This is a genomic window from Pedobacter suwonensis (genome assembly GCF_900111825.1).
Taxonomy (GTDB): Bacteria; Bacteroidota; Bacteroidia; order Sphingobacteriales; family Sphingobacteriaceae; genus Pedobacter; species Pedobacter suwonensis.
The window spans coordinates 60320-75701 of record NZ_FOJM01000007.1; the positions used below are offsets into that span (position 1 = coordinate 60320).

The 15382-nt window shown below is 38.6% G+C and carries 9 protein-coding genes; all 9 read right to left on the reverse strand.

Going from position 1 to position 15382, the window contains the following annotated elements:
• Positions 1–17 precede the first annotated feature (17 nt).
• The 9 genes from BM107_RS10410 to BM107_RS10450 all read right to left on the reverse strand — a co-directional run bounded on the left by BM107_RS10410 (position 18) and on the right by BM107_RS10450 (position 15382).
• Positions 18–2312 carry a Tex family protein gene (locus BM107_RS10410; protein WP_090982973.1) on the reverse strand — a complete coding sequence of 765 codons (2295 nt, stop codon included), beginning with the start codon at positions 2310–2312 and terminating at the stop codon, positions 18–20.
• A 619-nt stretch (positions 2313–2931) separates the two neighbouring features.
• Positions 2932–3300: an iron chaperone gene (locus BM107_RS10415; RefSeq protein WP_244278782.1), complete on the reverse strand. Its 369-nt coding sequence runs from the start codon at positions 3298–3300 to the stop codon at positions 2932–2934.
• Between the two features lie 33 nt (positions 3301–3333).
• Positions 3334–5568: an alpha-N-acetylglucosaminidase gene (locus BM107_RS10420; RefSeq protein ID WP_090982975.1), complete on the reverse strand. Its 2235-nt coding sequence runs from the start codon at positions 5566–5568 to the stop codon at positions 3334–3336.
• Positions 5569–5763: 195 nt separating this feature from the next.
• Entirely contained in the window at positions 5764–6750 is a 987-nt protein-coding gene (locus tag BM107_RS10425; RefSeq protein ID WP_090982977.1) for a pyruvate dehydrogenase complex E1 component subunit beta, read from the reverse strand.
• 343 nt (positions 6751–7093) lie between these two features.
• A complete protein-coding gene (locus BM107_RS10430; protein ID WP_090982979.1) occupies positions 7094–7651 on the reverse strand; it encodes a GNAT family N-acetyltransferase in 558 nt (185 codons plus the stop codon).
• Positions 7652–7837: 186 nt separating this feature from the next.
• Positions 7838–10699 (reverse strand): PD-(D/E)XK nuclease family protein, encoded by a 2862-nt coding sequence (locus BM107_RS10435; protein ID WP_208864373.1) that lies wholly within the window; start codon positions 10697–10699, stop codon positions 7838–7840.
• 1 nt (position 10700) lies between these two features.
• Positions 10701–13919: a UvrD-helicase domain-containing protein gene (locus BM107_RS10440; RefSeq protein ID WP_090982981.1), complete on the reverse strand. Its 3219-nt coding sequence runs from the start codon at positions 13917–13919 to the stop codon at positions 10701–10703.
• Between the two features lie 74 nt (positions 13920–13993).
• The gene (locus BM107_RS10445) at positions 13994–14503 is read right to left on the reverse strand and encodes an endonuclease domain-containing protein (protein WP_090982984.1); all 510 of its coding nucleotides are present in this window, start codon (positions 14501–14503) and stop codon (positions 13994–13996) included.
• Between the two features lie 87 nt (positions 14504–14590).
• Positions 14591–15382, reverse strand: coding sequence for a tRNA threonylcarbamoyladenosine dehydratase (locus BM107_RS10450; protein WP_090982986.1), 792 nt, complete (start codon positions 15380–15382; stop codon positions 14591–14593).

The following is a 15382-nucleotide window of genomic DNA, read 5'->3' on the forward strand; positions in this document are numbered from 1 at the left end:
GCCGCTCAGTAACTAAATTATTTGAACATCCCTTTCAGTTTTGCCAATTTTTCCTGTAAATCGCCATCAGCATCTTTTGGTTCATTACGCGGCTTGAAGTTTGGTTTGTTATTATTATTTGATTTGAAATTCTGCTTAGGCTTCTGCTCCTTCGGCTCCCGATTCCGGGCTTCTGACTTCGGATTAGCCTCAGTCTTCATTGACAACGAAATCCTTTTACGGGCTACGTCAACTTCCATCACCGTAACTTCGACTTTTTGGTGCACCTTTACTACGTCATTTGGATTAGCGACAAAACGGTTTGCCAGCTGACTGGTGTGTACCAAGCCATCCTGGTGTACGCCAATATCAACAAAAGCTCCAAAATTGGTAATGTTGGTTACAATGCCTGGAAGTTTCATCCCTATTCTCAAATCAGAAATCTCATTCACCCCATCGGTAAAATTAAAAGCCTCAAACTGTTCGCGTGGATCACGGCCCGGCTTTGCCAATTCTTTTAAAATATCTGTTAATGTTGGTAAACCGATTTCGGTTGTAACATATTGCTGTAGTTTAATCTGTTTTTGCAATTGCGTATCTTTCATTAAAGCAGATACCGTAGTGCCAAGGTCTTTAGCCATTTGATCTACTACTGCATAACGTTCAGGGTGTACGCCGCTGGTATCCAAAACATTTTCGGCATTGCGGATACGTAAGAAACCCGCAGCCTGCTCATAAGCTTTATCACCTAACCGCGGTACCTTTTTTAAACTTTCGCGGTTTTTAAAAGCACCATGGGTATTCCTATAATCAACAATATTTTTCGCTAAAGTTGGCCCTAAGCCGGAAACGTATGCTAAGATCTGTTTTGAAGCGGTATTTAATTCTACTCCCACCGCATTTACCGCACTGATTACGGTATCATCTAAACTTGCCTGCAATTTATTCTGATCAACATCGTGCTGATATTGGCCAACGCCGATGGATTTTGGATCAATTTTAACCAGTTCGGCCAGCGGATCCATTAAACGGCGACCAATTGAAACGGCTCCACGCACGGTAATGTCATGCGTAGGGAACTCTTCTCTGGCCACTTCTGATGCCGAATAAATTGAAGCACCACTTTCGTTAACCATCACTATGGTAATATTAGGTAGATTTAATGTTCTGACAAAAGCTTCAGTTTCCCTTCCGGCAGTGCCGTTACCAATCGCGATAGCTTCAATATTGTGCTTTTCGCAAAGTTGCCGGATAGTAAATTCGGCGTTTTTCACATTTCCCTGTCCGGTATGCGGATAAATTGCTGTATTCTCTAACAACTGGCCTTGTTTATCTAAGCAAACCACCTTACAACCGGTACGGAATCCTGGATCGATAGCCATGACATTTTTTTGTCCCATCGGAGCTGCCAATAACAATTGGCGTGCATTTTCGGCAAAAACGCGGATGGCTTCTTCATCTGCTTTTTGTTTGGTAAAAACACGCAATTCTGTTTCCATGGCAGGCTCAAGTAAGCGCTTGTAGCCATCTTCTAAAGCTTGCTGTACCTGTTTGGAAGCCGAATTATTGCCTGCAATAAACTGGTTTTCGAGGATAGAGATGGCCTCTTCAACCGGTGGAAGTGCATCTAGTCTTAAAATCAGCTCTTTTTCGCCCCGGCGCATGGCCAGAACACGGTGGGATGCGGCTGTTTTAACCGGCTCACTCCATTCAAAATAATCCTTATATTTAATACCCTCCTCTTCTTTGCCTTTGATTACTTCTGATTTAAAAACAGCCTTTTCCTGGAAATAAGTCCGCATTTTGTTGCGCGCCTCTGCATTCTCAGCGATCATCTCGGCAATAATATCTCTTGCGCCAGCTAAAGCTTCATCAACCGAATTCACTGCTTTTTCGGGATCGACAAATTTATTGGCTTCAGCAGCAAGGTCAAAGTTGCGCTGTTCGAGAATTTGTAAAGCCAAAGGTTCTAATCCTTTTTCTTTTGCAACCGATGCACGTGTCTTACGTTTCGGCTTATAAGGCAGGTAAATGTCTTCAAGAAGCGAAATGGTTTCCGCCTGGTTAATCTGTTCCTCAAGTTCGGGTGTTAACTTGCCTAGCTCGGTCATCGATTTTAAAATCGCTTCGCGGCGTTTGTCCAAATCACGTAATTGCAAAACCCGATCGCGGATTGCGGCCACCTCGACCTCATCTAAGCTGCCGGTCGCCTCTTTACGGTAACGAGAAATAAACGGAACACTTGCGCCTTCATCTAATAGATTTATGGTTGCAGTTATTTGTTTTTCTGCAACTTTTAATTCGGCTGCAATTATTTTATGGTGAGTTAACATATCCTAAATTAAGGTAGCAAAGCTAATCAGGATTTGCGGGATTTTTGAGACCAATTTTTCCACGAACAGTAGTGGAAAAGTTCAGTTGTATAAAAAACAGTTTAGATAGATATGATTAAGATCTTTTAACGCGATTCTACTATTGGCACAGTATTTGTTTTTCCAAATCGGGCTAACCGAATATATAACTTTAAAAATTGATGTCTAATTTATATCCCCGATGTTGGAAATGCAACACACCATATCACTATCAAATACCCAGGCCTTGGTTAATAAAAAATCTACTTTTTTTCCTTCCTATTAAAAAATATTTTTGCCCTCATTGCGTGACCGCCAGGTATGCCTGGATAAAGTCGGAAACAGGAAAAGATTATTTAGATACTGAAAATGCTGTGAAGACTAACGAGAAGAAAAATAGGCGAAAAAAATAAAAGATATTTTTCGGGTAATCAATATTTCAATATCATGTTATGGTTGCAAGGGAACATGTTAAGAATAATAATCTTGATGTGATTAATGATCGTCATCGTGTATATATTTCAGCGCCTTAAACATTGTACCATCGTGCTAACAGGCCGCTATCCAATTTGCTAATAAGGTAGCCTATCATTTGATGATTTTATTTTTTTACTTTTTCCAAATCTTTTTCCGCTTTAAATTTTGTGATTCTGGTAATTAAGTCTAAAGGTAAAGGCTCATTCAAAGGAAACTGAACAGCACCTTTACTCCATTTAAAGTCGGAAAATTCAGCTTTAAAGGCCTCGATTCCATCACCAGTGGGATAAAAGCCAATATGTTTTTCATAAGCAGCAAAATATACCAAAACCTTGTTTTGCTTAAAGGCCGGCATTTTATAGCTGATTACTTCCACTGCATCCGGTGCTGCATTTTGTATGCTTTTTCGAATCTGCTGTAACATTTCCTGCGTTTTTATTGGAAATAGTGCAATATATTCGTCGATGGTTTTTGGTTCTGTTTTCTCCATCATCCTGTAGGCGGTTTTATTTAAACCCTGTTCAATTTAAAGATATGGTATCCATTTTTTATATAAATCTTCACAAACTTTAATAGCGTTCGGAGCGCGGGTTGGAGAAAAAGATTGCGTACTGTGATTTTTATCGGTCCATTCCCAATCAAATTTTGCACGCTTTTTGTCGAAACTAGCCATGTCGGGTTCATTTCCTGATTTAATAGTCTTTCTTAATTCATCGAAAAATAGTTCCCACCTTGGTTTATAGTAAGTGGCTATTAAACCTGACCAATCTTTTGCTGCATAATCTGTAATTCCATTTCCTTCGCCACCCCAGGTTGTAACGAGTACCCTTGCACTTTTTTCGTAGTAATTTTTCTCTTCATCAGTTTTTCCGAAGCTCCTGGCATCGTCTATCCATTTTCCAAGCATTAATTCGCTTTGCGTTGCCGTCAAGCTATTCACATCATCACATAGTGATAAAAAATGTTTTGTGTATTGGTTAAATAATTTTTCGTCTTTTGCGTAGTATGCCTTTGCAATGGTATCTCTAAATGATAATGCTAAATTTACCAGTACCTGTTTTTCTAGCATAACCAAATCACGTTCAAAGCGAGCGTTCCTATTCGACTCTTCATTTGCTTTTAGGAAAACTGGTAAAATTGAGGCTAGTGCTGAATAATCATAACTGCTTAAAGAAGAGTATGATCCATTTCTTTTTAACATCGGTTTGGATTGGATGATATTGCCCAGACCAACTCCAGATACCTGGCTGTTGTAAATCAATGGAAGTAATTTAGCCCAACCTGCTTCAATAATTTCATCTTTATTTCCGGTGCGGCTGTTTGCGTAATCTTTAATCCACTTTGTTGTATTTTCTGCATCAGCATTCCATGCATAGTCAAATAACCATTCAAACATAAAATCGTTCACTCCGAAACCTTCAAGTGTTGTTCCAATACCTGCCATCTGTCTTTTGTTTGGATCTTTTTCGGCAGCTGGAAGAAGCTTTGATACTTTCAATAATGGAGCTGCTAACTGAGTATTTCCGCCGAAATTTCCCAGATAACACCAAATATAAGGAGCATCAAAAAAGGCATCTGTTGTTCTCCATAACTCTGCCTTCTCTCCAAAATATTCTAAAATTATCATTTTGTTCTTCGGTACCGCCTTTATCATAGCTTCTAAAGTAGGATTGTTCCAATGCTTTCGGTCATAATAAAAAGTCCAACCCATTTGGATCCAAACCGCATCTTTATCAACCGCTTTCATTCCACTATAAATGGTTCTTGCAACATTTGCTAAATAGCCTGGTTTCCAGCTTGGCGGATCCATCTCATTAAACGGATCAGCACCGTAAAAGTGGTCAGTTCCAAATAACTTCTGTTGTTCTGTCAGGTATGCTTTCTGTATCTTAATAAACAACGGATCCATCGGATCTAGAAAATAGGCATCATTTTGTTTCCCTGTATCGTACGAACCCAGGTTTGTTAACTTAATATTTGGGAACTTTTGTTTTAAGTCAAATGGAACATGGCCCGCGAAAGCAGGAAGAACTGGTTTCATTCCGAAGCTACGCTCTCTTTTCAAGATCTGTTTCTGAAGCTCAAATTGATTATCGATAAAACTTTGTGGCAATGGGCCTAACCACCTGTCCAGGTTGCCCATTCTTTGCCATGCCAAGTGAGATGGACCAGTAAAAAATGCCCTGCTTTGGGCCTCCGTCATGCCAAATTTCTTCCATACCTTCTGCCAGACATATTCTTGGCCGGTTATCGCAAGAGGCATGTTTATACCGTTCAGTGCCATCCAGTCAATTAGTCTCTCCCAATCTCTCCATTTCCACCATAAAGTAGTATAGCCGAATGTGCAATAATTTAAGAAAAACCGATTTTCGAATCTACAAACTTCGGCAACCGGACTTGAAACTTTTGGGAATTGTTTTGGAATTTCGATTTTATCATTCGCATACCATGTTATTGATGTATGACAATATGTTTTAAGATAATGGTTTAAGCCCTTAGCTATCGATAAAGCATTAGTTCCTTTAATTAAAATTTTATCATCCTGACTAGCTAAATAGAAACTATCAACCCCTTTCTTATCAGCAATAGTTTCGATTAGGAAGGAGTTTGAATTACCAGGCAAAATACGTTCTATAAGGGCATAAACTTCAGACGCTTGCGTATTGGAAAAACGATTTACTAATTTGTTAGCAGCAAATAGATTTTCATTGATAGTTAGGATGAATAAGCAAAGTGCAACACAAATTTTAATAGTTTTCATAAGCGCTTTTTTGGTTGCACAAATAAATCATTTTTTTTTAAACGCAAAGAATTATTCCTTAAACTGGTTAATAAGTTGGGATGATTTGATATTTTAATGTTACTGTAAAAAAAAAATCCCCCAAGTTGCTTGGAGGATTTATATCTAAATAGGTTCTTCGTTATGCTCAGAACCAATAAACTATCGGATGATATTCTACTTTTTAACGTACATTACTTCTTTTACCGCTTTAACAACACGTTCTGCATTTGGTAGACTCGCTGCAATTAAAGTTGGTGAATATGGAAGTGGAACATCTGCACAGGTAATACGTAGAACTGGTGCATCTAAATAATCGAATGCATGTTTTTGTACCATGAAGGCAATCTCACCGGAAAGGGACGCTAACGGCCAAGCCTCTTCTACCACAACCAAACGGTTTGTTTTTTTAACCGATTCGATAATGGTTGCATAATCAATAGGACGTACTGTACGTAAATCAATCACTTCAACGTTAATTCCTTCTTTGGCTAACTCTTCTACAGCAGGATTTACCACACGTGTTAACATTTTACCAAAAGTTACAATGGTTACATCTGTGCCTTCTTTGGTTACTTTAGCTTTACCAAGTTCGATATAGTATTCTTCTGCAGGAACATCGCCTTTATCGCCATACATCACTTCCGATTCCATAAAAATAACCGGATCCGGATCAAGGATTGATTGTTTTAATAAACCTTTTGCATCGTAAGGAGTAGCCGGAACCACTACTTTTAAACCTGGTGTGTTAGCATACCAGTTCTCGAAATTTTGAGAGTGTTGCGCACCTAACTGACCTGCGTTACCGGTTGGACCACGGAAAACCATAGGGCATGAAAACTGACCACCGCTCATTGATAAGATTTTAGCCGCTCCGTTGATGATCTGATCGATCGCAACTAAAGAGAAGTTAAATGTCATGAACTCTACAATTGGAATAAGGCCAGCTGTAGCTGCACCAGTTGCAATACCTGCGAAACCTAATTCGGCAATCGGGGTATCGATAATTCGTTTTGCGCCAAATTCATCAAGCATACCCTGACTTACTTTGTATGCACCGTTATATTCTGCTACTTCTTCACCTAATAAAAAAACGCGGTCATCTTTACGCATTTCTTCGCTCATGGCTTCGCGAAGTGCTTCTCTAAATTGGATTTCTCTCATTGTAAATTTTAATAACGGTGGCAAATATAATTATTAATCGCTTTGAAACCAAAGGCTAAAATGCCTATGTTTTGTAATAATTATAAGTGTTTTGTCTAATTAGTTGATGTTTTTTTAACCGATTTTTTTAATAATTCCTGTAATGAGGAAATATTATTGGGCAATTCCGTTTTTGTTGGGCTTTTTTGTATTAATATTGGTACTTTTTACGAAATAACTACCTCTTGCACTGCAGTTATTTGGAGCGGATTGCAATGAGGTAGCGAACCATGAAGTGGGCAGCGAAGCTAAAGTTACTGTGCGTCCTTCATTTCAGCCATGATGACGACTACATTATTTAGCACTAGTGGTTTGGATTCAATAATCCATAAATTTCACTATCAAGAAACCGGCCTCTGAAATAATAATCTTGTTTAAAATGTGCTTCCTTTTTAAAGCCATGTTTGATCAGCATCTGTCTGGAAGCATCGTTTTCTACATTAATATTTGCACTGATGGTATGCAGGTTAACTTCATTAAATCCAAAATCGATGGTTCGTTTCAAGGCTTCAGAGATAATTCCCTGCCGCCAATAATTAGGATGTAGCATATAACCAATCTCTGCCCTATGGTTGGCGAAGTCGGTACGCCAATATCCGATAGAACCAATCATTTGCCCCGGCTCATCTTTTAAGGCTATTATCCAGGCCAGGTTATCCCCATTTTCGTAGCCATTTCTAAAACGGGAAATAAAATCTTTAATTTCAAAAATATCTTTTGGTCTTTCCCTATCAATATACTTCATTACGGTCTCATTCGTACGCATGTTAAAGAGAGCCTCGGCATCGTTAAGGTCATGTTCGCGAAGAATTAGGCGCTCGGTTTCGAGTATAGGAAAATTGGTGAAATTTAAAGTTAGCATTTTTAAATTTAAGAGATTACTGCAAAGTATGCAAAGTTTGTTTTACCACAGAGAACACAGAGATCATTAAGCTAATATTTCAATTCAACACGGTGTACGCTGTGCTTCTTCCTCAGTGTGCTCGGTGGTTATTTTACTTTGGATTTAGCGCTCTTTGCGGTTTACTTCATTTCTTTGCGGTTGCAACTATTTCCCAAACAAAGTTTTATAAATAGAATATTTGTAGTTTTCCTCAACTTTGCTGGCCACAAAATAGGGAGCTTCGAAGAGTTCGGTCAGCTTTTTTCTTAATTCATCAAGAAATTCCGGTTTAATCTCTTCCAAATAAGCTCCTGATAGCGTTTGCCTGCCCGATTTAAACCATACGCCGTCTACACTCATGGTTTTTACCACATACAGATTTGGTTCTACAAAACTTTTGCCCGAGAACTGTTCGTAAGCATAGGTGTATAATAAGGTTTGGATCAGTGCTTTATTGATATGTTTGCCATCAGAGTTGAACAACTCGGGAATATCTTTAAACGTGAGTTTGTCGCTGCCAGTTTTATAGTCTATAATTTTCGTCACGCCATCTTTAACATCCACACGATCAATAAAGCCAAAGATTTTGATACTGGCTTCTTTTCCTCGTAACGGGAAACTGATCTCGGCCTCTACCTTTTGTTCAAGACTAATGATCATAAATGGGGTTTGTGCTTCGTCCTGATTTAAAATGATATTTACATAAGCCTCTACAATAGATAAAATAACCTTTTGCATGCCTTTGTATTCCATGATCATGTCAGGGTTTTTGAACATGACAGCATTGAATGCTTTTTGGATCAATGCTGGTACCTGTTTACGTTTCTCTTTGATATGCGCTGCAGTAATTTCAGCAGACCTTAGATCCTCGTAAAAATACTCCATCACTTTGTGCAGAATGGAACCGATTTCGTTGGCTTCTACCACTGCACTGATCTCTTTAGGTTCTTTAATACCCGCAATGTAATTGAAAAAGAAATCTATGGGATTAGAAATGTATTGGGTAAGTGCAGAAGGGGATAGCACCTTCTTTTTATCCAGGTATTTTTGAAGTGTTTCCTGAATAAAGGCGTTACTGGTTTTCTCGATTTTTACTTCCTTAAAAGGCTCGGTTTTTACTTCCAGATTAAGTTCATTATAGGTAAAATCGAAACCACTTTCGTACTCCAGTTGCTTTAAAATTCTGCTGGCTTCACCTGAAGTAGATTCGTCGGTTAAACTATTATAGACAAAATTGATATTCTTTGCGCGTTGTAATAGACGATAGACCATATAGGCTGAAATAGCATCAAGATTTTCAAGAACCGGCAGGCCGTAAACACGACGTATAGAATCTGGAATAAAGCTATTGCCAATGGATGACTTAGGAATAATACCTTCATTGAAACCCAAAATCACCACCTTATCGAAATTCAGGTTCCTGGTTTCAAGCAGTCCCATTACTTGTATGCCATTTAAAGGATCGCCTGAAAGCGGTACTGCAATAGCCTGTAGTGATTTTTGTACAAGGTAAATTACAAAAGGAATTTCTTCTTTACCGATGTGGCTGCTAAAAGTATCATGCAGCCTGTTTAATTCTTGTATAGTTTTTACAAATAATTCCGCATCGATTTTTTTAAGTGTTTTTGCATTTGATAACCGGGTTAACACATAATCCAGTACATCTAACAAATTGGTGACCACGTGCTGTGGATCATCGATTTTCTTATAAAAAGCTTCGAACAGCCCACTTTGACGTAAAAGGCGTTTGTGATCGATCTCTACCTGATTTTCTTCCAATAATGCGGTTAAAATTTTATCGCGCATTTTTTGGCTAAGGCCCGTTAGCGGATGTGTTAAAAAAGCTTCTACATTTTTGTAACTTACTTTATCCCGCTGTAAAATCTCCAGCTGACTCATCAACCACAAATCAACCAAACCAAAAATACTTGAAGTTGATAACGCAAAACCCATAGTTACGTTGAGGTCAATCGCTTTTCCATTCAGGTTAGTGGGGATCGTTTGCAGTGTGGGGATCAACAGGCTTTCATCTGCTAAAACCACAACTGTTTTTCCGACCGTTTCCGCGCTGGTATAATCTTCTTCTAAAATATTATTTAGTATTTTAGCCTGCGCAGATTGCCCCTGCACCTTAAAAACATTTACCTGGTGCGGAGCAGATTTCATTAAACTTTCCTGATTGGCAAACTCATTCTTCAAGCCAAGTTGATTGATGTTTTTACGAAGAAACAAGCCTGCTTCCTGCGAAATATCATCTAAATAATACGTATCAGCATCGAAATAAAATAGCGCTTTATCTGCTTCCTGTAACTGGGTAAATATTTTAGCTTCGGCACTGCTCAAAGCGTTAAATCCAATGAAAATGATCTTGCCCTTATCAAAATTCGAGATGAATTCCTGATGACGGGTAATGTCATCAGCCAGATACCTGTAAACAGAACCATTGGTTAAATAACCTTGCTCTTTAAGTGTTGCGTGGTATTTATGGTAAAGTTTCGGCATCCTGCGCCACATCTTGATAAACAGTTCCTGCTGCTTTTTATGTTTTCCTTCGGAATAAGAAGTCCAGAATTGGGCAAGAAACTCATATTGCTCCGGGCTTAAATAATCGAAATCTTTATTGATAACTGATATATCTTCCAGATCTCTGTATAATTTTTCTGCATCAACCAAATCGGCATCAATCTGATTAAAATCGCTTAAGATAATTTTTGCCAACGGAAAAAACTTATGACTGGAAATAGTTTCCAGTTTTTCTTCTGCAAGTAGTTGATTATAGATGCGGTGTAGCGTAAAAAACTGCAGGTAAAAGTCGGCTATTTTATAACTTGTAGAACTGGCAAAGAACTCCTGTATGGTAAAAAAAGACGGACTGAAAAATGGTTTGCCGATAATATCTGCAAAGTGTTTCTGTAAATAGGCCGATGGCCTTTTATTGTTAAAAACGATGGCGCAGTTCTCCAGCTGATTTCCAAACCGGGCAACTAAATCTTCGGCAACTTCCTGTAAAAATGGTTTAATCTGCATATTATACTAATTTTAATTTGCCTTTAACTGCATAGAAAAGATAGGTTTTGATATTCTGGTAACCCATTTCAGTCAATAAAACCCTGTAATTATTGACCTGTTCAATATGTTTATCGCTTTCTTCCAGGGTAAATTTATAATCAAGGATAATCACCTCATTTTCATTAATCAAAACCCGGTCAGGGCGGTGCAATTTCCCATTAGCATCGATAATGTTTTTTTCTACAATGCTTTCGCTTGCGTTACCTAAAATTTCTTTAAGTTCGGGATTGTTCAATACTTCAAGTGCAGATCTATTTAGTTTCTGCTTTTCTTCTTCCTTGATAATTCCCTGCAAAACAAGGTTGGCGGTATAGTCATCAACTTCTTTCTGTGTGCTGGCGCTGGCCAGGATATCGTGCAGCAACGAACCTTTTCTTCCTGATTTTTCAATATTTACCAAATGCTTTAAGTGTTTGTCTTCAGATGGGATATAAAGTTCTGATAGGCGCGTTGTGGTTGGATAACTATTTAGGTTGATGAAATTAGCGTCTTTCATCTTATTTTCAACAACTACAGGCTCTACAATTTCGTACACGCCGCTTTCATCAAACTGCTCATCAAAAGTGAAATTGATGGCATCGCCCATATTGGATAATTTCAATTCCTTTTTAGCCATCGTAGCAATGTAAAGATAATCTTTGGATCGTGTAGTGGCTACATAAAGCATATTCAATGCATCCATGTTGTTGTAAAGCAGCTCTTCGTAATAGGCTTTCGCAATTGCCGAATCAGCCAGCTCTTCATTGTATTTTAGTGGAATGCCTTTTAGGTCCTTGTAAACCGTTTCTTCTGAAGATACCCAGAAATTGCCATTGGCTTTGCCCTTGATTTCCCAATTACAAAAAGGGACAAAAACCGCCCTAAAAGCCAGGCCTTTCGATTTGTGGATGGTAATGATCTGTATGGCATCAGCCCCGTCCGGAGAAGGCAATGATTTTTTAATGCCATCTTCTTCCCACCAGGTTAAAAATGAAAGAATACCTTTTTCACCAAGTTTTGCGGCTGAGGCGGTTAAATCTCTAAACGCAAGTAGGTAAGGTAGGTTGGTGGTGAGATTTTTTAATCCATAACTTTCAATTAAAATCTCTACCAGTTCAGGCAGGGGTAGCTGTAACCAGCTTTGCCAGTTTTCGCATAAAGCAACCGGTAAAACCGTGGTAAGCGTGCTTAAAGGTTTATTGGTAAGGTTGAGGTAGTAACTGGCATCAATCTCTTTTTCATGTAGGGTGTGGTAAAGTGCTATACAATTGGCTTTGTATAATGCTGTTTGTGCTTCTAAACCAATTAATACTTTTAGTGTATTGATAATGAGCTGTATGGCCGAATTGTTGGAAATCAATAAGGCATCTCCTGACAAAACAGGTAAGTTATGCTCCATTAATTTTTTAACAGTAAGTAGTGCTTCGCTGTTCGATCGAACTAAAATGGCAATATCTTTTAATGCATATTGCTGTTGGTTTTTGAGATCATTTATTTCTTCAACAATATCGTTTAATGCAATATCCCTAAAAATGGTTTCTGTGAAACGCGATTCATTTGGTGCATGGTCTTTGCCAAACTTTTTAATCTTAATTGTTCCACCTTTTAAGGTATTCGTAGCAAAGTTCTGGGTAGAGCCACTATAAATATCAGTTATAATCTGCTGGTAATTTTGTTCTTGCCACCAGTTGGCAATGCTTTCAGGTTTGGTGGCCAGATTTTCATTCAGTTTATTCTGCAAGGTTATGGGAATGGCCTTGTAAAGGAAATTATTAAATGTGATGATGTTTTCGGCACTCCGGTAATTTTCAGCTAAACTTTCTTCCAATACATTTTCTGCACCAACATCTAATTTAGCATGTTTGTGCAAGATGTTCCAATCGCCGTTGCGCCAGCGGTAAATAGATTGTTTGGTGTCGCCAACTATCAGGTGATCGATCAGATCCTGGCTCGGTGTAGCCATAGCATTTGTCAGTAGGGATTTAAAGCTTCCCCACTGACTGGTAGAAGTATCCTGAAATTCATCAAACAAAAAATTGCGGTAACGGTTGCCTACTTTTTCCCAGATAAAGGATGGGTTATCTCCGGCATCTTCTGTAATTCCGGAAATCAGTTTTTGTGCATCGCTGATCAGCAGGTTATCATTTTCGGCCCTGTATTCTTTTAAAAGCATGGCAATTTCCTGCATTAACCTTAAATAATAAAGATTTTTATTAAAGGCAATCGCCAGACTGTAGTTTGGTAAATGGGTTAAATAATGCGTTTTTAACTTTTTTAATATTGGATTTACCGTATCATAGGCTTCAGGGAAATTTGCATTTTTTTGAAACCATTCATCAGGTTCATCAATCAGGTTAAAAAGTGGCTCAATCTTCGAAAAATCGCCCCTGACAACAAGAATAATTTTAGCCAGCGGACTTCTCGATTTTCCCTTCAGGTGCTCGGTTTCCACCCCGATTACATCTAGAGCTTCGTTTGCCTCGGTTGCCAGCGAAACTAATTCTTCTTCAAAGTTCTTTATCTCTGCCTTGGTAATGCTGATGTATTTTTTAAATAATTCATCAATGTTTTCTAAGCCAAGCGTGTTAACCGCATCTTCAAAAATCTGGAAACGTTCGGAGAAAATTTCGCCAATCAGATTGTAAAGTTCGAATTTATAGTTCCAGCTCTTGTTATCGCTAATGCGCTCAATGGCGAGGTCGATAATCCATTGTAACAGCTGTTTGTTATGATCTAAAGCTTCATCCAGTTTGTTTACCAGATCATCTTTTACCTTGTCATAATTCATTTCTAAATTATAATCGGCATTTAAGCCCAGCTCAAAAGCAAAACCCCTGATTACTTTTTGAACAAAACCATCAATGGTACTTACCGAGAAACGGCTATAGTCATGCAGGATTTTACGGTATATTTTATCTGCCTTGATCTGTAATTCTTGTGGGCTTAATATCGGATAGGCTTGTAAAATAAGTTTCCGATAGTCATCAGTTTTTTTTGATGAGTCGCCTTTTGCCAGTCCAAGTAGCACTTCCAGTATCCTGGTTTTCATTTCTTCTGTAGCCTTATTGGTGAAGGTTACGGCCAAAATTTCCCGATATTTATTCTCGCTGCTAAAAAGCAGGGTAAGATAATGTGCGGTTAAACTGAACGTTTTACCTGAACCTGCAGAGGCTTGAAGAATTTTGAGGGGCTGGGGCATAATGTTGTATTTATTCCCCTCCTTTGGAGGGGTGCCCGAAGGGCGGGGTGGTTTAATCTCTTTTATTTAATAGTTTAGGATAGTTGAGTTCCATATTCTTTAATAATGTACTCTTCCAAACCCATCATTACAAAATCCATTTGTTTCATTACATCATCAACCGTAATCCGGTAAATCTTTAATCCTAATGAAGTTAAATATGCTTCTCTCCGTTTATCATAAGTCTGTTTATCATCATGACTGCTGCCATCAATTTCAATTACTAAACCAAGTTGCTTGATGTAAAAATCAACGATATAATTTCCAATTATACGCTGCCTGTCAAAATCTATTTGATGAAATTGCTTTTTGGTTACCTGCATCCAAAATAATACCTCAGGTAAATTCCCAGCTTGCCTAAGTGCTTTTGCCCTTTCTTTTAGTCGAGGTTGATAAGGTAACTTGATTATTGGTGCTGGCTTTAGCGTTGTTCCATTAATTATAATATCTTTTTGTAACGTCTCTTTCAACACCCCGTCCTGCGGACACCCCTCTGGTAGAGGGGAATGCTGGGCGCCTAGATCGGAAGGAGTTATTGATATCATTCATGTTTTTGCTTCGGGTTGTTACACTATCCTAAACTACAACAATTTAAAATTTTTCCGAAATCATGATATCAACAATGTGTCCATTTACGGTTTTTTCTTCTTTTTGGCTAATGTTTTATGGCTGATCCTTGCAGGCCGTTCGGCCATTTCAATTGGGAGGCCAAGCAAATCGCGGATTACTACCGAAGCACATGCACCACCAAATGCTGCAGGCAGGTAAGAAACTGTACCATAAGCAGAGCGTTTAAAATTGCTCCCGTCAGTCATAATCATGGAATTTTTATCCATTTCTTCGGTAGAGAAAACAGCTTTTATTTTTGCCGCGTTTGCAAGTTTATTCAGGCGTTTCCGCACATAACTGGCAAAAACACATTGATAAGTATCCGGAAGCAGTGTAATTCTTAAACGGGTAGGATCCATTTTGCCACCAGCACCCATTGAACTTACAATGGGAATATTTTTCTCCAAAGCGGTTCCTAACAATGTAATTTTAGGCATCACACTATCAATACAATCCATAATGTAATCGAAATCGGCTTCTAAAATTTCCCTGCATTTCTCTGGCGTAAGAAAGGTATTAACTACATGCAGTTTTAATTCAGGATTTATGGACAATAAACGTTCCTGCATAATGGCAGCTTTGCTTACTCCATGATTGGTAGCCAGAGCAGGTAATTGCCTGTTTCGGTTGGTGGGGTCAACCACATCACCATCAACAATCGTCATTTCTCCAATTCCGGAACGGCAGATAAATTCGGCGGCAAAAGAACCCACCCCACCTAAGCCGATTACCAGAACATGTTTTGATTGAAGTTTATCTATCCCATCATTACCTACAAGCAGGGCAGAGCGCGAAAGCCAGCTAACATCAGACAT